The 18,910-nt window shown below is 56.5% G+C and carries 20 protein-coding genes; 16 read left to right on the forward strand and 4 right to left on the reverse strand.

Going from position 1 to position 18,910, the window contains the following annotated elements; genetic code table 11:
- The first annotated feature begins 272 nt into the window (after positions 1 to 272).
- A complete protein-coding gene (gene dinB / locus ALO43_RS20250; protein ID WP_024670220.1) occupies positions 273 to 1,334 on the forward strand; it encodes a DNA polymerase IV in 1,062 nt (353 codons plus the stop codon).
- Positions 1,335 to 1,369: 35 nt separating this feature from the next.
- Here dinB and ALO43_RS20255 read toward each other — a convergent pair whose 3' ends face one another.
- The 3 genes from ALO43_RS20255 to ALO43_RS20265 form a co-directional block, all read right to left on the reverse strand.
- Positions 1,370 to 2,326 carry a hypothetical protein gene (locus tag ALO43_RS20255; protein WP_005891966.1) on the reverse strand — a complete coding sequence of 319 codons (957 nt, stop codon included), beginning with the start codon at positions 2,324 to 2,326 and terminating at the stop codon, positions 1,370 to 1,372.
- Positions 2,327 to 2,396: 70 nt separating this feature from the next.
- Positions 2,397 to 4,112, reverse strand: coding sequence for a proline--tRNA ligase (locus tag ALO43_RS20260; RefSeq protein ID WP_005891967.1), 1,716 nt, complete (start codon positions 4,110 to 4,112; stop codon positions 2,397 to 2,399).
- A 171-nt stretch (positions 4,113 to 4,283) separates the two neighbouring features.
- The gene (locus ALO43_RS20265) at positions 4,284 to 5,606 is read right to left on the reverse strand and encodes an OprD family porin (RefSeq protein ID WP_005891968.1); all 1,323 of its coding nucleotides are present in this window, start codon (positions 5,604 to 5,606) and stop codon (positions 4,284 to 4,286) included.
- Positions 5,607 to 6,400: 794 nt separating this feature from the next.
- On the opposite strand from ALO43_RS20265, the gene ALO43_RS20270 reads away from it, so the two are divergent.
- Both ALO43_RS20270 and ALO43_RS20275 read left to right on the forward strand, forming a co-directional pair.
- Positions 6,401 to 6,835 (forward strand): HIT family protein, encoded by a 435-nt coding sequence (locus ALO43_RS20270; protein WP_005891969.1) that lies wholly within the window; start codon positions 6,401 to 6,403, stop codon positions 6,833 to 6,835.
- The gene (locus tag ALO43_RS20275) at positions 6,832 to 7,038 is read left to right on the forward strand and encodes a SlyX family protein (RefSeq protein ID WP_005891970.1); all 207 of its coding nucleotides are present in this window, start codon (positions 6,832 to 6,834) and stop codon (positions 7,036 to 7,038) included. The genes ALO43_RS20270 and ALO43_RS20275 overlap by 4 nt, the downstream gene beginning before the upstream one ends.
- A gap of 87 nt (positions 7,039 to 7,125) precedes the next feature.
- Here ALO43_RS20275 and ALO43_RS31885 read toward each other — a convergent pair whose 3' ends face one another.
- Positions 7,126 to 7,734: a cold-shock protein gene (locus ALO43_RS31885; protein WP_005891971.1), complete on the reverse strand. Its 609-nt coding sequence runs from the start codon at positions 7,732 to 7,734 to the stop codon at positions 7,126 to 7,128.
- A 469-nt stretch (positions 7,735 to 8,203) separates the two neighbouring features.
- Between ALO43_RS31885 and ALO43_RS20285 the strand changes: the two genes are divergently transcribed.
- The 13 genes from ALO43_RS20285 to tolB all read left to right on the forward strand — a co-directional run bounded on the left by ALO43_RS20285 (position 8,204) and on the right by tolB (position 18,859).
- Positions 8,204 to 8,677 carry a Dps family protein gene (locus ALO43_RS20285; RefSeq protein ID WP_003314356.1) on the forward strand — a complete coding sequence of 158 codons (474 nt, stop codon included), beginning with the start codon at positions 8,204 to 8,206 and terminating at the stop codon, positions 8,675 to 8,677.
- A gap of 18 nt (positions 8,678 to 8,695) precedes the next feature.
- Positions 8,696 to 9,025, forward strand: a complete 330-nt coding sequence (locus ALO43_RS30335; RefSeq protein WP_144114450.1) for a hypothetical protein — start codon at positions 8,696 to 8,698, stop codon at positions 9,023 to 9,025.
- Positions 9,026 to 9,027: 2 nt separating this feature from the next.
- Positions 9,028 to 9,369, forward strand: coding sequence for a ribbon-helix-helix domain-containing protein (locus tag ALO43_RS20290; protein WP_412778926.1), 342 nt, complete (start codon positions 9,028 to 9,030; stop codon positions 9,367 to 9,369).
- 284 nt (positions 9,370 to 9,653) lie between these two features.
- The gene (gene aspS, locus ALO43_RS20295; protein WP_005891981.1) at positions 9,654 to 11,429 is read left to right on the forward strand and encodes an aspartate--tRNA ligase; all 1,776 of its coding nucleotides are present in this window, start codon (positions 9,654 to 9,656) and stop codon (positions 11,427 to 11,429) included.
- A gap of 116 nt (positions 11,430 to 11,545) precedes the next feature.
- Positions 11,546 to 12,292 carry a YebC/PmpR family DNA-binding transcriptional regulator gene (locus ALO43_RS20300; protein WP_024670224.1) on the forward strand — a complete coding sequence of 249 codons (747 nt, stop codon included), beginning with the start codon at positions 11,546 to 11,548 and terminating at the stop codon, positions 12,290 to 12,292.
- Between the two features lie 131 nt (positions 12,293 to 12,423).
- Positions 12,424 to 12,948, forward strand: coding sequence for a crossover junction endodeoxyribonuclease RuvC (gene ruvC / locus ALO43_RS20305; RefSeq protein WP_004657902.1), 525 nt, complete (start codon positions 12,424 to 12,426; stop codon positions 12,946 to 12,948).
- Between the two features lie 83 nt (positions 12,949 to 13,031).
- A complete protein-coding gene (ruvA, locus tag ALO43_RS20310) occupies positions 13,032 to 13,640 on the forward strand; it encodes a Holliday junction branch migration protein RuvA (RefSeq protein ID WP_005891987.1) in 609 nt (202 codons plus the stop codon).
- On the forward strand, positions 13,641 to 14,702 hold the full coding sequence (gene ruvB, locus ALO43_RS20315; RefSeq protein WP_053480472.1) for a Holliday junction branch migration DNA helicase RuvB: 1,062 nt from the start codon (positions 13,641 to 13,643) through the stop codon (positions 14,700 to 14,702). It begins immediately after the preceding gene.
- A gap of 133 nt (positions 14,703 to 14,835) precedes the next feature.
- Entirely contained in the window at positions 14,836 to 15,303 is a 468-nt protein-coding gene (ybgC, locus tag ALO43_RS20320; protein ID WP_053480473.1) for a tol-pal system-associated acyl-CoA thioesterase, read from the forward strand.
- Positions 15,293 to 15,988 carry a protein TolQ gene (gene tolQ, locus ALO43_RS20325; protein ID WP_002554655.1) on the forward strand — a complete coding sequence of 232 codons (696 nt, stop codon included), beginning with the start codon at positions 15,293 to 15,295 and terminating at the stop codon, positions 15,986 to 15,988. The genes ybgC and tolQ overlap by 11 nt, the downstream gene beginning before the upstream one ends.
- Before the next feature lie 14 nt (positions 15,989 to 16,002).
- On the forward strand, positions 16,003 to 16,467 hold the full coding sequence (gene tolR, locus ALO43_RS20330; RefSeq protein ID WP_002554654.1) for a protein TolR: 465 nt from the start codon (positions 16,003 to 16,005) through the stop codon (positions 16,465 to 16,467).
- Entirely contained in the window at positions 16,467 to 17,561 is a 1,095-nt protein-coding gene (gene tolA, locus ALO43_RS20335) for a cell envelope integrity protein TolA (RefSeq protein ID WP_024670226.1), read from the forward strand. The genes tolR and tolA overlap by 1 nt, the downstream gene beginning before the upstream one ends.
- A 47-nt stretch (positions 17,562 to 17,608) precedes the next feature.
- Complete coding sequence (tolB, locus tag ALO43_RS20340) at positions 17,609 to 18,859, forward strand: Tol-Pal system beta propeller repeat protein TolB (RefSeq protein ID WP_371903820.1); 1,251 nt, start codon at positions 17,609 to 17,611, stop codon at positions 18,857 to 18,859.
- Positions 18,860 to 18,910 lie beyond the last annotated feature (51 nt).

An 18,910-nucleotide genomic window follows, 5' to 3' on the forward strand; every position in this document is an offset into this window, starting at 1 on the left:
CTCCATCCCGCGTCTGTGTGCCGGCATTCTACAGAGAGATGGCGGGGTGTCAATGGCTAGTTTTAAAAAAATGCTTTTTCTTCAATCGGTTAGCGAGACAGCGTGACTCATCGACCTGGCTTTGACGCCCGTATGACGGGGGGACCGGGTCATTTGAGTGGCGTAGCAGGGCGGTAAAGGCAATTTTTCGGATGGCCTTTGCATGATTGAGTGTCACTTATTGATACGGGTGAGATACTGCGCAGCCATTGATTCCAAAGTCGCATCAGGTCATGACGCAACGCAAGATCATCCACATCGACTGTGACTGCTTCTATGCAGCCATTGAAATGCGTGACGAGCCCGATCTCGCAGGCAAGCCGCTGGCAGTGGGCGGCTCGGCTGAGCGGCGCGGGGTGATCGCAACCTGCAATTACGAGGCGCGTGCTTATGGCGTGCGCTCCGCGATGTCATCTCGTCATGCGCTTACGCTGTGTCCGGACCTGACCATCGTCAAACCGCGCATGGAGGCTTATAAAGAAGCATCACGAGAAATTCATACCATATTTCGGGACTACACCGACCTGATAGAGCCCTTGTCTCTCGATGAGGCCTTTCTGGACGTGTCCGACGCCGGCCACTTTTCCGGTAGCGCCACGCGCATCGCCCAGGATATTCGGCGTCGGGTCTCGAAGCAGTTGCATATCACTGTGTCGGCGGGCGTCGCGCCCAACAAGTTTCTGGCCAAGATTGCCAGCGACTGGAAAAAGCCCAACGGCCTGTTCGTGATCACGCCGGACCAGGTTGAGGACTTCGTCGCGTCGTTACCTGTGACCAAGCTTCATGGCGTAGGAAAAGTCACGGCAGACAAGCTGGGTCGGTTAGGTATTCTTGATTGCGCAGACTTGCGAAGCCGCAGCAAGCTTGCGTTGGTTCGCGACTTCGGCAGTTTTGGTGAGCGTCTCTGGAGTCTGGCGCATGGAATAGATGACCGGCCTGTGCAGAACGACAGCCGGCGTCAATCGGTCAGCGTCGAAAATACGTATGACACGGACCTGCCCGACCTGGCCGCTTGTCTCGAAAAGCTGCCAGCCCTGCTGGAGACACTGGGTACCAGAATGGAGAGGCTGGAGGGGCAGTACCGTCCTGGCAAACCATTCGTCAAAGTGAAGTTTCACGATTTCACCCAGACGACGCTTGAGCAGTCCGGCGCCGGGAGGGATCTGGGCAGTTACGAGCAGTTGCTGTCGCAGGCGTTTGCGCGGGGTGGCAGGCCGGTTCGGCTGCTGGGGGTTGGCGTGCGCTTGCACGACTTGCGTGCCGCGCACGAGCAGCTGGAATTGTTTTCGCGATAACGGATGGCTGCGGTGTGGGCCCGCAGCCGCACGCGCTATTGGCTCTGCGCAGGTACTGCGACCAGGCGGCCGGCGTCTCTGGCGAGTGATTTGAGAAACTCGGTCTGCAGTTGCGGGTCGTTGCGTGTCAGTTCGATCAGGCTTTGCTCCAGCTCGCTGGCTTCTTCCTCCAGGCCCATATCAGAAAGACGTTTGACACGATGCACCCATTGGCTGACTTCGTCATCCTCAAGGTCGTCATAGATCAGGGCGTGCGCTTCCAGTAATTTACCGCGCAGCGAGTGACTGATCGGCAAGCTTTCACTGGCGTGAGCGCTGTCCTGGTCGTCTTCGACATTTATGTAGAGACGCGTGATACGGCTCAGGTCCTGTTCTGCAAACGGGCTGTCCAGCAGGTTGATGCGCAGGATGCCATTACGGTCGGTACTCAGCTCATGGGTTTCTGTCCCGGCCTTGACGATGACCGGGCGTTCATTCCACGGCAATGTGGAGTTCTCGATCCGCTTGTCCTTCTGTACTTCGTCGATGCTCGCAAGGTTCTGTTGAGCGCGGCCGTGAGAAGGGGCGTTCATGAACGGGTTAAGTCCTGCCACACCATAGTGAATCCAGTCCTTGGTCATGCTTTCGGGCAAATTGCCCAGCGCAAACACGTTGACCACATTCGCACCGACGCCAGCCACCACTGCAACCGCGCCCAGTGGGATCTCGTAAATCTCCCGCCACGGCTGATAAGGCGTGTAACGGTCATAGTGCCGGGTCACCTCGTAATCGGTGACCTCGAAAGACTTGTGCTCGTGAATCCGCACGCGACGTTGCGGCAACTCCAGTGTCTTGGGTTCGCCAATATCGACTTGCAGCGTATGTTCGAGCAGTTTTCGCTCGACGCGCTCCTCGTGTTCACTGCGTTGTGACAGTTGGTTGGCACAGCCGCCGACAAGAAAAGAGGCGCACAGAACGGCGCTGCCGAGGCTTGAGGTGCTTCGTTTGAACATGGGATCTCTGATGCGGATTGGGCGTGTGATGAGCGACGCACCTGCATATAAGGCAGGTGCGTCTTATGGCTCAGCGCTTCACTCGGCCCTGGATGAACGACAGCACATCCGCGACCGCAATGGCTTGCGGTTGCGACTCGGTACGGCTCTTGTATTCCAGATTGCCTTCGGCAAGCCCGCGGTCACTGACCACGACACGGTGCGGAATACCGATCAGCTCCATGTCTGCGAACTTGATGCCAGGGCTGGTTTTCTTGTCGCGGTCATCGAGCAGCACTTCAAAGCCGGCAGCGGTCAGCTCTGCATAAAGCTTGTCGGTCGCCTCGCGGACGGCGTCGGTTTCATAGCGCAGCGGGATCAGTGCGATCTGGAATGGCGCCAGGGTATCGTTCCAGATAATGCCGTTCTCGTCGCTGTTCTGCTCGATGGCGGCAGCAACAACGCGTGAAACGCCGATGCCGTAGCAACCCATGGCCAGATTAACCGGTTTGCCGTTCTCACCCAGCACCTGGCACTTCATGGCCTCGCTGTATTTGGTGCCCAGCTGGAAGATATGGCCCACTTCGATGCCGCGCTTGATTTCCAGCGTGCCTTTGCCGTCCGGGCTAGGGTCGCCTGCAACCACGTTGCGCAGGTCGGCGACAGTGGGAACGGGCAGATCGCGTTCCCAGTTGACGCCGAAATAGTGCTTGTCATCTATGTTTGCGCCGACGCTGAAATCGCTCATCATCTCGACGGAGCGGTCGATGATGCATGGCAATGGCAGGTTCAGCGGGCCGAGCGAGCCGGCGCCAGCGCCGATGGCATCCCGAAGTTCTGCTTCGGATGCCATCACCAGCGGGTTGGCAACCTGTTCCAGCTGGCTCGCCTTGATTTCGTTGAGCTCGTGATCGCCGCGAATGATCAGTGCGATCAACTTGCCTTCTTCGGCTGCATGCACAACCAGCGTCTTGACCGTCTTTTCGATGGGCAGACCAAAGCCTTCGACCAGATGCGCGATGGTCTTGGTATTTGGCGTATCGATCAGGCGCAGCTCTTCAGTGGCGGCAGGGCGAGTCTTCTCGGAAGGGACCGCCTCGGCCTTTTCTATATTGGCTGCGTAGTCGGAGCCATTGCTGAACACAATATCGTCTTCGCCGGATTCGGCCAGTACGTGAAACTCGTGCGAGCCTGCACCACCAATCGAACCGTTGTCGGCTTCGACCGGACGGAATTTCAGGCCCAGGCGGCTGAAGATATTGCTGTACGCAAGGTGCATCCGATCGTAAGTGACTTGCAGCGATGCGTTGTCGGCGTGGAACGAGTACGCGTCCTTCATGACGAACTCGCGTCCACGCATCAGGCCGAAGCGCGGGCGGATCTCGTCACGGAATTTGGTCTGGATCTGGTACATGTTGATCGGCAGCTGTTTATAGCTGTTGAGCTCGTTGCGTGCGAGGTCGGTAATGACTTCTTCGTGGGTCGGGCCCAGGCAGAATTCACGGTTGTGGCGATCGACCAGGCGCATCAGTTCCGGGCCGTACTGTTCCCAGCGGCCGGATTCCTGCCAAAGCTCCGCAGGCTGAATGCCGGGCATCAGAATTTCGAGAGCGCCAGCGGCGTCCATTTCTTCGCGAACAATGGCCTCGACCTTGCGCAATACGCGCAGGCCCATCGGTAGCCAGGTGTAGAGGCCGGATGCCAGCTTGCGGATCATGCCGGCACGCAGCATCAGCTGATGACTGACCACGACCGCATCGGAAGGGGTTTCTTTCTGTGTGGCGAGCAAAAATTGACTGGTGCGCATGGTTGGCCGTTGTCGGTTGCTGAGACTGGAAATGACCTGGCATTGTACGGCGGTGTTCCGGTGACGTACAGGGCGGGGCGGGCTTGCAGGTGGCGGGAGGGCGCTTTCCCGGCTCAATGAAAAAGCCCGGCATGAGCCGGGCTTCTTTGGTTAACGAGTGCTGAACTGCGATTACAGGATCGAGATCGGGTAATCGACGATCAGGCGGAACTCGTTGACGTCGCCTTCGCCTTGGTCGGCGTTGGCGCGGTGCCATGCCTGACGAGCACGGAAGGACAAGTCCTTGGCCGGGCCGGTCTGGACGACATATTTGGCTTCAAGGTTGGTCTCGTGGTGTTCGCCATCAGCACCGTACAGGCCAGCATAAGCGCTGCCAGCAGGTGTTTTGGTGCCGTCGATGTCGGTACCTTTGATGTAGCGGGTCATGAAGCTCAGGCCGGGCACGCCGTACGGAGTCATGTTCAGGTCGTAGCGAGCCTGCCAGGATTTTTCACCCGGACCGTTGAAGTCGGAGTACTGAATCGAGTTGTTCAGGAAGATCGAATCGCCACCGCGGTTGTTGTCGCCGATACCGATGTAGTCGAACGGCGTGTCACCGTTGATCTTCTGGAACGCCAGGGTCACGGTGTGCGCAGCAAGGAACGAGTAGGCTGCGGAGCCGGAGAACGCGGTGTTGCTGATAGAGCCAGCTTTTGCGCTGCCTTCGTCAACGGTGCGATAGATGTTAGCGTCGAACGCCAGTGACTGATCGCCACCCAGTGGCAGCGCGTAGTTCACGTTACCGTAGTATTGATCCCAGATATCTTCGAGTTTGGCTGCGTAGAACGCCACGCCAAGGCTATCGGTGATAGCGTATTTGCCGCCGGCAAAGTCTGCGCTTTTGGCTTCAACGCCAGCATAGTTTGCGAAGATGCCGCCGCCGTGACTGGTGTCATCCTGGCTGGTGCCTGAGTAGAAATGACCCGCTTCAACATCCAGGCCCTTAAGCTCGCTGCTCTGGAGGCTGATACCACTTGCCGTCTGAGGCAGCAGGCGCGAGCCGCCGACTCCAAACACAGGGCTGGTGGGCTGCATGTCGCCCACTTTCAGCTCAGTCTTCGAAACGCGGAATTTAACAGCGCCACCGGCCTTGCTCTGTGTGTCTTCGTTGTTGCCGGCAGAGTCGGTAATCAGGTTACCCGAACCCGAATATTTGTCCGGGCCCCAGAGTTTCACACCAGCGTAAGCGAAAGCTTCTACGCCGACACCGATGGTGCCTTGGGTGTAACCGGTGCTGAAGTTGGCCCAGATACCTTGGGTCCAGTCACGATCGTCAGCAGCGCCGGCTTTCTTGTCGCGGTTGTAATAGTAATTGCGCAGCTTCAGGTCAAGCGTGCTGCCTTCAACGAAACCCTTGGCCTCAGCCTGATCGCTGACGAAAGGTGCCGCTGTTGCCAGTTGGGCGCTGGCAGCCGTGACGGCCAGTGCGATTGCGCTCCACTTCATCACTCTCATCGTGATTGCTCCTTTGGTTTTTAGAAGATTTTGTGCCGTCCCACCTGCTTTTTTATCTGGGCGGCTCTTTCTATTTTTGGTCGGCGGAATCTACATCACGCTGACTTTTGTAGCGATAGATACAGCTCTATCCTTTCAGAATCTTTACGGCGATGGGCGTACCGGGCCGTTTTCCCTTGACCGTGTGACCTCTGTTTTCCGCCAGAGGCACCGTGATCATATGGGTGATAAAGCAACAAGCGTGCACAAATCATTCGAAAATGAAAAAATTTTGTGAAAAATCAGAATTGGCATTGGGTTGCAATTTTAACTCTATGTTTTAAAAGGAAATATACATTTCATGAGAATTCATGATCTTCACCTCTTCTTGAGATGGCCAGCGCTTTATCCTCCTCAAGCGTTACCCTTGGCCGCATCGTATGGGTAAAAAACGAAGGCCCGGTGTTGGTACGGCAACAACAGTGTGTGTTTTTGGTGCACTCATTGTTACGTGTGCCTGAACCTGGGGCGCTCTCTGGAAGGGCTCTATGGTGGGGGCTGGACTGTTTCATTTTCATGTACCTCAGGCCGAGAGTCGCTGCATCATTATCTCGTCAAGCTCTCCAGGGGGTCTTATCACGCACTGCTGCGGCTTCAAATCGGTGCGGTAATGCTACTTAAGGTTGCACGTTGGTGCGTCGTGCTATCTGCAGGTGAAGCATTGCCCTATCGCGCGTATCCTTCCCACTATCAAACGCCAGCTTTATCCATCCGGGCTGGCCTGACATCCACCTGGCAATCAGGAGCTTCCTATCGTGTTCGTTCTGGACCCTCGTCTTCAGCAAGATACCTTGCCCATTGGTGACTTTCCCCTGTGTCGGTTGCTGCTGTCCAACGATGCACATTATCCCTGGTTCATTCTGGTGCCGCGTCGGGCCGATATCAGCGAGGTTTTTCAGCTGGAGCCTGCTGATCAATTGCAGTTGTGGCAGGAGACAAACGCGCTGGCAAAGATGCTGAAAGATGTTTTCGATGCGGATAAAATCAACGTTGCGGCTTTGGGCAATGTGGTCAGTCAGCTTCATATGCACGTCATAGTGCGCAAGCGTGACGATGTCGCCTGGCCCGCGCCCGTCTGGGGCAAGCATGCTGCCGTTGCCTACAGCGACGAGCAGTTTGCAGCGATCTGTCGGCGACTCAAGCCGGCGTTGACGACGAATGATTTCAGATTTGAGGGGGAGCAATCATGAGTCTCGAAGATCGAGTCATGGAGCTGGAAAGCCGGATGGCCTTTCAGGATGACACCATTCAGGCACTCAATGATGTCTTGATAAAGCAGCAGCGTGAGCTTGAGCACCTGCAACAGCAGATGGCAGCCATGCTCAAGCGTCAGGAAGAAATGGGCAGTCAGTTCGATACCTTCGAGGAAGATGCGCCGCCACCTCACTACTGATCGGGCTGTGCCCATAAAAAAACCGCGACTCCCTTCGGGATGTCGCGGTTTTTTATTGCCTGAAACTAAAGGTATGGCCTGAAGTAATCAGCGGCGGGGCAGGGCTGCAATCACGTCTTCGGCCTGCAGGCCTTTGTCGCGATTCATGACTGAGAACTCGACACGTTGACCTTCGACCAGGACGCGATGACCCTCACCGCGGATGGCGCGAAAATGGACGAAGATATCATCGCCGGAGTCCCGGGAAATAAAGCCGAAGCCCTTGGAGGTGTTGAACCACTTCACAGTGCCTGTATCGCGATTGCTCATGTCGTGGTTTTGAGGTGCGGGCGAAGGCGAGTACGACCTGTAGAAGCTGACACCCAGATGCAGAACCACAGCCAGCACGGCGATTGCCAGGCTCACCATGATTGCAGGTTGCCCGGCAATGGTCAGGAGCGGAACAAGCAGGGTGAGTGTCTGCACGACGACTGCGATGACAAGCAGTGCGCTGACCAGATTTTGCAGGTTATGACGTGGGCCTCGATTCCAGTAAGGGATTACCGGTGCAAGTATCAGGTTAAGCAGACCGAAGAAAGCCAGGTAAAGCGCGTCGGGCTGTTGCAGGTAGGGAGACATGGCCTCGCTACGCAGGCTGGGGATGAAAGAAAGCAACAGGGCAGCTGCTCCCGTTACCAGGTGGACAATTTTCAACATTTTAAAAAGCTCACATGCAAGAAGGATTACAAGAAATAGCTGGTAACGCCCGGTACGCTTCTGAACAAGATGAGGCGTGATGCACGAACGGTGGGCCAGCCTATGCGCCGATGCTGAAGGGCTACTCATTGGCGACACGCCGTGTATTTAACAGCAAAGCCCGATCCTACTCAAATCAGCAATTGATTATGGCCACCGTGCCTGACATGGGTCACTTGCAAGTCTCGGCACAATGTCTCTGAAGGTGCCCAAGCAGAGCGTTCTGGCTGGCTTCCCCCCGAGCCACCGAAACAGACACGAATTTTTCGCCATGCTCGTTGCCTCATCAACAAGGGTGCTCCCCAGAACACTATCTACTCCGCGCAACGTTCCCGCCGCATCGCCGCAACGGAAGGCTGCATCGGTCGGGTTCTCTTGATAGAGTAGCGGGCAGTACGGCTTTTCAATCCTCACTAAAAGGGCATGAAACATGGCAATTGATATTGGTATCAGTGAAGAGGATCGCAAATCGATCGTGGACGGCCTGTCGCACCTGCTGTCCGATACCTACGTGCTTTACCTCAAGACTCACAACTTTCATTGGAATGTCAGCGGGCCTATGTTTCGCACGCTGCACCTGATGTTTGAAGAGCAATACAACGAACTTGCACTGGCGGTCGATTCTATCGCCGAGCGTATTCGTGCGTTGGGCTTTCCTGCACCGGGTACGTATTCCACGTATGCCCGTCTGTCTTCCATCAAAGAAGAAGAGGGCGTTCCAAGTGCTGAAGATATGATCAAAAGTCTGGTTCAGGGTCAAGAGGCCGTTGTCCGAACTGCTCGTAGTATCTTTCCTCTTCTGGACAAGGTCAGCGATGAACCGACAGCCGATCTGTTGACACAACGCATGCAGGTGCATGAAAAGACGGCCTGGATGCTGCGCTCGATGCTCGAGTCGAAGTAACGGTACTGGCGGGCGACTTTGAAGGTCGCCCGCCCGCTTTACGTCTGCGGCAGCGAGGCTCGCCCATCTGTTACCGCATGCGCACCGGCGACCGGCAGTACGAAGCGTCAGCCGGGCATGATGGTCATCCGCGGTGTATCACCCACTGTTTTATTTCCTGTTGTTAACTCGCTCTATCGCCCTTCAAGTGTTAACGATATTCCGCTGATTTCTGTGGCAATGTCCTACAGTGACAGGCTGCGGAGCCTGCTGGTTATAGCAGCTCGAATAATGTTTTATACATCGGGTATTTATGTGTTTTTGAATATTTCTTCCGGTGTTTTGAATTTATTGATTCGAGGGTGGTAATGATGACCAGCGGGATTGATCAAGAGGTTAAAGTTTTACATCGGGAGGTGGACATACGTCACGATCCCTTTGTTCAGGATTTCAATATGACGCTGGCACAGCCTCATTCGAAGTCGGTCAGGCTTAATGGGCTGGCAACGTGTTTGCGTCTGGAAAACGTGTACTGGAATATTCTGTCGGGCATCGCCAGTTCCAATGAATGCTCCGTCAATGCGGTGCTGTCGTACATCGACAGGGAAGTGCACTTGCGCTATGGCGGCGTCAAGAATTTCAGCGGTTTGATTCGCGTTGTCTGCGTTGCCCATATTTTAAAGGCTGACTGTCTGGAAAATTCCCACGCCTAGCTCGACCCTCTCCTCATTCTGCGGGCTCGCCACGGCGCGCCTGCCTTCTCTGCTGCGGATGCACTGCCCGGCTGCACGGAACGACCGCGAACTTATCCGGGCCTCACAGGTTCGTTCGGCTGCACGGTGTCAATTAACTCTATATAATCCCCCGTCTTGCCAGCGGGCGTACTTTGCGTGGGCCTGGGCTGGTTTGAGCCTTGTGCCGGTGCCTTGCACCACTGAGCGCAAGCCAGGAGCGAAAGCGCCACCGAATTCGAATTACGAGAAGTGAAAACACCATCATGATGCGCAGCCATTATTGCGGCCAACTGAACGAAAGTCTGGAAGGCCAGGAAATTACCCTTTGCGGATGGGTCCACCGTCGTCGTGACCACGGGGGCGTTATCTTTCTCGATATCCGCGACCGTGAGGGCATGGCTCAGGTAGTGTTCGACCCTGATCGTGCAGACTCCTTCGCCGCCGCTGACCGTGTGCGCAGCGAGTACGTCGTCAAGGTCGTGGGCAAGGTTCGTGCTCGTCCGGCCGGTGCCGTGAACGCGAACATGGCGTCCGGTGCCATCGAGGTTCTGGGTTACGAACTCGAAGTGCTGAACGAGTCCGAAACTCCGCCATTCCCGCTGAATGAATACTCTGACGTTGGCGAAGAGACGCGCCTGCGTTATCGCTTCATCGACCTGCGCCGTCCGGAAATGGCCGAGAAGCTGCGTTTGCGTTCGCGCATTACCACCAGCATTCGCCGTTACCTGGACGAGAACGGTTTCCTCGACGTCGAGACGCCGATCCTGACCCGCGCCACCCCGGAAGGCGCTCGCGACTATCTGGTCCCGAGCCGCACACACCCGGGCAGCTTCTTTGCGCTGCCGCAGTCGCCTCAGCTGTTCAAGCAGCTGTTGATGGTGGCCGGCTTCGACCGCTACTACCAGATCGCCAAGTGCTTCCGTGACGAAGACCTGCGTGCCGACCGTCAGCCTGAATTCACTCAGATCGACATCGAGACCAGCTTCCTCAACGAAGAAGACATCATCGGTCTGACCGAGAAGATGGTTCGTCAGTTGTTCAAAGAAGTTCTGGACCTGGAGTTCGGTGACTTCCCGCACATGACTTTCGAAGAAGCCATGCGCCGCTATGGCTCCGACAAGCCTGACCTGCGCAACCCGCTGGAACTGGTAGACGTTGCCGACCAGCTCACTGGCGTGGAATTCAAGGTGTTCAGCGGTCCGGCCAACGACCCGAAGGGGCGTGTTGCCGCGCTGCGTGTACCGGGTGCTGCCAGCATGGCGCGCAGCCAGATCGACGACTACACCAAGTTCGTCAGCATCTACGGCGCCAAAGGTCTGGCTTACATCAAGGTCAACGAGCGCGCGAAAGGGCCGGAAGGCTTGCAGTCGCCTATCGTGAAGTTCATTCCTGAAGAAAACCTGAATGTCATCCTTGACCGCGTCGGCGCCGTCGATGGCGACATCGTGTTCTTCGGTGCGGACAAGTTCAAGGTTGTCAGCGAGGCGCTGGGCGCTCTGCGGATCAAGATTGGTAACGACCTCAAGCTGCACACCTGCGAGTGGGCGCCGATGTGGGTCGTCGACTTCCCGATGTTCGAAGAGAACGACGACGGCAGCTTTACCGCGTTGCACCATCCCTTCACGGCACCCAAGTGCACGCCTGAAGAGCTGGAAGCCAACCCGGCGACAGCCTTGTCCCGTGCCTATGACATGGTACTCAACGGCACCGAGCTGGGTGGTGGTTCGATCCGTATCCATCGCAAGGAAATGCAGCAGGCAGTTTTCCGACTGCTGGGCATCGCCGAAGACGAGCAGCAAGAGAAGTTCGGCTTCCTGCTGGATGCGCTGAAGTACGGTGCGCCACCGCACGGCGGCCTGGCGTTTGGTCTTGACCGTCTGGTCATGCTGATGACCGGTGCGCAGTCTATCCGTGAAGTGATTGCGTTCCCGAAAACCCAGAGTGCTGCCGATGTCATGACTCAGGCACCTGGCGTTGTCGATGCCAAGGCACTGCGCGAGTTGCATATTCGTCTGCGCGAGCAGCCAAAGGCCGAGTGATGCCGGGCAGGGCGCATCGACGATGTGCCCTGTATCACCCTTATCGAGTGAAGCTTTTTGCCAGATGGCTCATGGGCGAAAGGTGAAGGTGTTTCAAAAAGAATCTGGAGCGAGAAATGGCAGGTCATTCCAAGTGGGCCAACATCAAGCACCGCAAAGAGCGTCAGGACGCCAAAAAAGGCAAGATTTTCACCAAGTGGATCCGTGAGCTGACCGTTGCTGCGCGTCAGGGTGGCGGTGATCCTGGCTCCAACCCGCGCTTGCGTCTGGCGCTGGACAAGGCCCTTGGCGCGAACATGACTCGCGACACCATTGATCGTGCAGTGGCGCGGGGCGTGGGTGCATCCGACGGGGATGATGTAGAAGAGCTGGGTTATGAGGGCTATGGTCCGGGCGGCGTGGCGATCATGGTCGAAACCATGACTGACAACCGCAATCGGACCGCTGCCGCGGTGCGTCATGCGTTCACTAAATGCGGTGGCAATCTCGGCACCGACGGCTCTGTTGCCTACCTGTTTGATCGCAAGGGACAAATCTCCTTTGCTACCGGTGTTGATGAAGACGCGCTGATTGAAGCGGCTATGGAGGCTGACGCCGACGATGTCGTGACCAATGAAGACGGCTCGATCGATGTCTTTACCTCGTTCTCCGGGTTTTATGCGGTGCGCAACGCGCTGGAAGCATCAGGCTTCAAGGCCGATGATGCGGAAATCGTCATGCTGCCTACTACCAGCGCAGTGCTTGATCTGGAAACCGCCGAAAAGGTGCTCAAGCTGATCGATATGCTTGAGGACCTGGATGACGTGCAGAATGTCTATTCGAACGCGGAAATTCCTGACGAAGTCATGGAGCAACTGGGCTGATCGTCGACTGGTAGCACCGTGTCAGAAGCCGGGGGAACGAAGCTGTGAGCATCACGCAGCTATCGGCCTCCGGCTTCTGCCTTTATGCTGCGCACATTGCTTTTGCGTCACCTTCTGAAGCTGCAGGCGTTATGACTCTTATTCTAGGTATCGATCCCGGTTCGCGAATTACCGGCTATGGCGTGGTGCGTGATACCGGGCGCGGCTGTGTTTATGTGGCCTCTGGGTGTATTCGCACCGGCAGCGGCGAACTGCACGAGCGTTTGCAGATCGTCTATCGCGGTGTGCGTGAGGTCATCAAGACTTACGGGCCTGTAACTATGGGCATCGAAAAGGTCTTCATGGCGCGCAACGCTGATTCGGCGCTCAAGTTGGGGCAGGCCAGAGGTGCGGCCATCGTGGCGGGTGCCGAAGAGGCGCTGGAAATCGCCGAATACACGGCCACTCAGGTCAAGCAGGCCGTTGCAGGCACCGGTGGCGCTAATAAGGAGCAGGTGATGATGATGGTCATGCATTTGCTCAAGCTGACTCAGAAACCGCAGATCGATGCGTCCGACGCCCTGGCGATTGCGTTGTGTCACGCGCACACGCGCTCCAGTCTGATTCCGCATGGGTTGAGTACTGCGCGTAGTCGCGGCGGTCGGCTGCGTCTCTGATAGCATCGCCCGCACGCTTTTTTATGACGGATTGTGTTTAATTTCTTCGCGCAAGCGACACGCAACACGAAAGGATCTGAAACGTGATTGGACGTTTACGCGGCTCTATCGCCGAGAAGCAGCCTCCGCATCTGGTGCTGGATGTCAATGGTGTCGGTTACGAGCTGGAAGTGCCGATGACTACCCTTTATCGGCTGCCGCATGTCGGCGAAACCGTCACGCTGTATACCCATCTGGTGGTGCGCGAAGACGCGCATTTGCTGTACGGGTTTTACGAAAAGCGCGAGCGCGAGCTGTTCCGTGAGCTCATTCGCCTCAATGGAGTAGGGCCAAAGCTGGCCTTGGCCTTGATGTCGGGTCTGGAGGTCGATGAGCTGGTGCGTTGTGTTCAGGCTCAGGATACCTCGGCCTTGACGCGCATTCCTGGCGTGGGCAAAAAGACCGCCGAGCGTCTGCTGGTCGAGCTCAAGGACCGTTTCAAGGCCTGGGAGGCATTGCCAGGCACCTTCGCACTGGTTTCCAATGGCCCTAATCAGGCCGAGCCTGTTGCGTCGGCCGAATCCGATGCAGTCAGCGCGCTGATTTCATTGGGTTACAAGCCTCAGGAGGCAAGCAAGGCCGTCTCCGCCATCAAGGAAAAAGACTTGAGCAGTGCAGATCTGATTCGCCGCGCGTTGAAGGGGATGGGTTAAGTGATAGACGCCGACCGCCTGATTACCGCCGCTGGTGGCCGTGATCGCGATGAACAGATGGATCGTGCGATTCGTCCGCTGAGTCTCGCCGATTACATCGGCCAGCCTACCGTTCGCGAGCAGATGGAGTTGTTCATCCAGGCTGCCCGAGGCCGCAGCGAAGCGCTGGATCACACGCTGATCTTCGGCCCGCCCGGTCTGGGCAAGACCACACTGGCCAATATCATTGCCCAGGAAATGGGCGTGTCGATCAAGAGTACTTCCGGCCCGGTGCTGGAGCGGCCAGGGGATCTGGCTGCGATCTTGACCAACCTTGAGCCCAATGACGTGCTGTTCATCGATGAAATCCATCGGCTGTCACCGATTGTCGAGGAGGTGCTGTACCCGGCAATGGAAGACTTTCAGCTCGATATCATGATCGGTGAGGGACCTGCGGCGCGTTCGATCAAGCTTGATCTGCCACCCTTCACGCTGGTGGGCGCGACCACGCGTGCGGGCATGCTGACCAACCCTCTGCGTGACCGTTTCGGTATTGTGCAGCGCCTCGAGTTTTACAATATTGCTGATCTTTCGACGATCGTGTCGCGTTCGGCCAGCATTCTGGGGCTGGTCATCGAGCCGCAGGGGGCGTTCGAGATAGCCAGGCGCGCGCGAGGAACACCGCGGATCGCCAACCGCCTGCTGCGTCGGGTGCGGGACTTCGCCGAAGTGCGTGGCAACGGGCAGATTACCCGTCAGACAGCTGACAAGGCGCTAAACCTGCTGGATGTCGACGAACACGGTTTCGATCATCAGGACCGGCGTCTGCTGCTGACCATGATCGAGAAGTTTGACGGTGGTCCGGTAGGTGTCGACAGCCTGGCGGCGGCCATCAGTGAAGAACGTCACACAATTGAAGACGTGTTGGAGCCCTATTTGATCCAGCAAGGCTATATCATGCGCACACCTCGCGGGCGCGTGGTCACTCGTCATGCGTACCTGCATTTCGGGCTGAATATCCCCTCGCGAATGGGTGAGATGCCGGCAGCGGGTGATTTTGTCGATGACCCGGCGGATTTATAGTAATGCTTTGCAATTTATTCAGGGTTCCTGTGGTCACATTGCCAGTCTTGCGGCCGATACTGGTAATAAGCTGCAAAACGTTGAAAAACAGTTGCCTGAGCCGATTGGCAACCTGAGGAGTAAGCACTAGAGTATGCGCGCGCAAAACGGGGTTCAGTCGTTCGCACATCGCTGTCGCGTTTATTACGAGGACACCGATGCTGGCGGCATCGTCTACTACGTCAATTATCTGAAATTCATGGAGCGGGCTCGTACCGAGCGGCTACGGGATCTGGGCTTTGCCCAGTCCGAACTGGCGCAGGAAAACCTTTTATTTGTCGTGCACTCCAGTGAGGCGCGTTATTACAAGCCGGCGCGGCTGGATGACGAGCTGCTTGTCAGTGCAGAAGTAACCGAATTGAACCGTGTCAGCCTGCGTTTTACACAGCAGATCAGGCGGGCGTCAGATGCAACACTGCTCTGCGAGGGGCAGTTCCTGGTGGCGTGTGTACGCGCCGATAGTTTTAAACCCCGGGCCATTCCCGAAGCTCTGCGAGCGGCCTTTGCCGACCAGGGCGGCGCGGGCATACATTCAGAGCAGGAGATAAAGCGTGGAAGCTAACGTCGTCGACCATTCCTCCATGTGGAGTTTGGTCAGCAATGCCAGCATTGTTGTTCAGTTGGTAATGCTGATTCTGGTGGCCGCTTCGGTCACCTCGTGGATCGTGATTTTTCAGCGCAGCAATATGCTGCGTGCAGGTCGGCGCGCACTGGACAGCTTTGAAGAGCGCTTCTGGTCGGGCATCGACCTGTCCAAGCTGTACCGTCAGGCAGGCAGCAACCCCGATCCGGACTCGGGCGTCGAGCAAATCTTTCGTGCCGGTTTCAAGGAATTCTCCCGTCTGCGTCAGCAGTCCGGCGTCGATCCTGATGCAGTCATGGAAGGTGTGGCACGCGCCATGCGCGTAGCGATCTCCCGAGAGGAAGAAAAGCTCGAAGCAGGACTGCCTTACCTGGCGACCGTCGGTTCTACCAGTCCGTACGTCGGTCTGTTCGGTACCGTGTGGGGGATCATGAACTCCTTCCGCGGTCTGGCGACTGCCCAGCAGGCAACACTGGCCACTGTGGCACCGGGTATTGCCGAAGCACTGATTGCAACGGCCATCGGCCTGTTCGCAGCCATCCCGGCTGTTATTGCCTACAACCGTTTCGCCGCGCGCAGTGAGACCTTGATCAGCCGTTATTACACGTTTGCTGACGAGTTCCAAGCCATCCTGCACCGTAAAGTGCACACCAGCGAAGAGTGAGCAGGTAATTCCCCATGGCTTTAATCGCTCGAGATCGTCGCAGAAAACGCAAGCCGGTCGCCGAAATGAACGTAGTGCCCTACATCGACGTGATGTTGGTGCTGCTCGTGATTTTCATGGTGACGGCTCCCATGATCAACCAGGGCGTGAAGGTCGATTTGCCCAAGGTCTCCAGCGAGGCTTTGCCGCAAGACAACAACAATCAGGTCCTGACCATTTCGATCAAGGCTGACAAGACCTATTACTGGAACCTTGGCAGCGAAGTCGATACCGACAAGCAGATGGACAAGGCAATGACCCTGCCGCAACTGACCGCCGCCGTGACCAAGATCGTCGCAGCCGGTCGTGACGCAGGCAAGCAGACGCAGGTTTTCATTCGTGGTGACAAGACCGTCGATTACGGCTCGGTCATGGGCACGATGGGCGGGCTGCAGAAGGCTGGGGTCGGGAATGTTGGCTTGATTACCGAGGCACCCTGATGCAGCCGATTCGAGAGCCGTCCGCCTCGGAAAGCTACTTCTGGCCCAGTGTCTGGGCCGTGGCATTGCATATTCTGATTTTCGGCATGCTGTTCGTCAGCTTTGCCATGACTCCGGATCTGCCCGAAGCCAAGCCTATCGTTCAGGCAACGCTCTATCAGCTCAAGTCCAAGAGCCAGGCCACTACCCAGACCAACCAGAAGATTGCCGGTGAGGCGAAGAAAACCGCTGCGCGACAAACTGAAGTCGAACAGCTGGAGCAGAAAAAGATCGAGCAGCTCAAACAGGAAGCTGTAAAAGCTGCGGAACAAAAGAAAGAAGAATCGGCTCAAAAAGCCGAAGAGCAGAAAGCAGCCGACGAAGCCAAGAAGGCCGAGCAGAAAGCAGAGGAGGCCAAAAAGGCTGACGATGCCAAAAAAGCCGACGAAGCCAAGAAGGTCGCTGACGCCAAAAAGGCTGAAGACAAGCAATTGGCTGACATAGCCAAGAAAAAGGCTGAAGACGAGGCGAAGAAAAAAGCCGAAGAAGACGCCAAGAAAGCTGCAGCCGAAGAAGCCAAGAAACAGGCTGCCGATGAGGCCAAGAAAAAGGCCGCAGAGGACGCCAAGAAGAAATCTGCCGAGGATGCCAAGAAAAAGGCTGCCGAAGACGCCAAGAAAAAAGCCGCTGCCGACTCTGCCAAGAAGGCTCAGGAAGCTGCTCGCAAATCTGCCGAAGACAAGAAGGCGCAGGCACTGGCCGATTTGCTTTCCGACAAACCGGAACGGCAACAGGCTCTGGCTGACGAGCGTGGCGATGAAACAGCAGGCAGTTTCGATGACCTGATCCGTGTTCGAGCGTCGGAAGGCTGGAGTCGTCCTCCTTCTGCACGTAACAACATGTCAGTAACGTTGCAGATAGGGATGTTGCCGGACGGTACGATTGCTTCGGTATCGATTGCAAAGTCCAGTGGTGACGGACCGTTCGACAGCTCTGCAGTTGCAGCGGTGAAGAACATTGGACGTTTGACAGAAATGCAGGGTCTGAAGCCGGCTGACTTCGCTCCCTATCGTTCATTCAAGATGACATTCACACCTGGAGATCTAGCCTTGTGATCAACCTTTTTCGAGGACTGCTGGTCGTTCTCTGTTTCGCGTCCGGAATAGTGGCGGCAGAAGAAAAGAACATTCTGGTTACCAGTGGCAGTGACCGCGCGGCACCAATTGCGGTCGTGCCATTCGGTTGGCAGGGCGGGAGCGTGTTACCGGAAGACATGGCGGAGATCGTGAGCAACGACCTGCGCAACTCCGGCTATTACGCGCCAATTCCGAAGCAGAACATGATCAGCTTGCCGACCCAAGGCAGCGAAGTCATTTTCCGTGACTGGAAAGCGCTGGGTGCCCAATACGTTATGGTGGGCAATATCACGCCAGCCGGCGGACGTCTGCAGATTCAGTACGCACTGTTCAACGTGGCTACCGAGCAGCAGGTACTGACCGGTAACGTTTCCGGTACCAACGATCAACTGCGAGACATGGCGCATTACATCGCCGACCAGTCGTTCGAGAAACTCACCGGTATCAAGGGTGCGTTCTCTACCCGCATGTTGTACGTGACGGCCGAACGCTTCTCGGAAAACAACACGCGTTACACTCTGCAGCGTTCGGATTACGACGGTGCTCGAGCGGTAACCCTGTTGCAATCCCGCGAGCCTATTCTGTCGCCGCGTTTTGCGCCTGATGGCAAGCGTATCGCTTACGTGTCGTTCGAACAGAAGCGTCCGCGCATCTTCGTTCAGCATATCGATACGGGTCGTCGCGAGCAGATCACCAACTTCGAAGGCCTGAACGGTGCTCCTGCGTGGTCCCCGGATGGCAACAAGCTGGCATTCGTTCTGTCCAAGGACGGTAACCCGGAAATCTATGTAATCAACCTGGCTTCGCGTCAATTGAGTCGTGTCACCAACGACGGTGCAATTGATACCGAACCTTTCTTCGGAAAGGACGGGTCTACGCTATACTTCACGTCGGACCGTGGCGGCAAGCCACAGATATACAAAACGAACATCAATGGCGGTGGTGCCGAACGGGTAACGTTCGTGGGTAACTACAATGCCAATCCGAAATTGTCAGCCGATGAAAAGACGCTGGTGATGATTCACAGGCAGGACGGCTTCACTAATTTCAAGGTAGCAGTGCAGGATTTGGCCCGCGGTAGCGTAAAAATCCTCACAGATAGCAACCTTGATGAGTCGCCTACTGTTGCGCCCAACGGCACCATGGTAATCTACGCCACCCGCCAGCAGGGCCGGGGAGTCTTGATGCTCGTGTCCATTAACGGACGCGTAAGGCTCCCGCTTCCTACCGCTCAAGGCGAAGTCAGAGAACCTTCCTGGTCCCCTTACCTGAACTGACGCGGCGCTACACGTTTTGCTTAACACACTGGGGTTCATTAGGAGTTTCAA

The sequence above is a fragment of the Pseudomonas tremae genome (genome assembly GCF_001401155.1).
In the GTDB taxonomy this organism is placed as follows: Bacteria; Pseudomonadota; Gammaproteobacteria; order Pseudomonadales; family Pseudomonadaceae; genus Aquipseudomonas; species Aquipseudomonas tremae.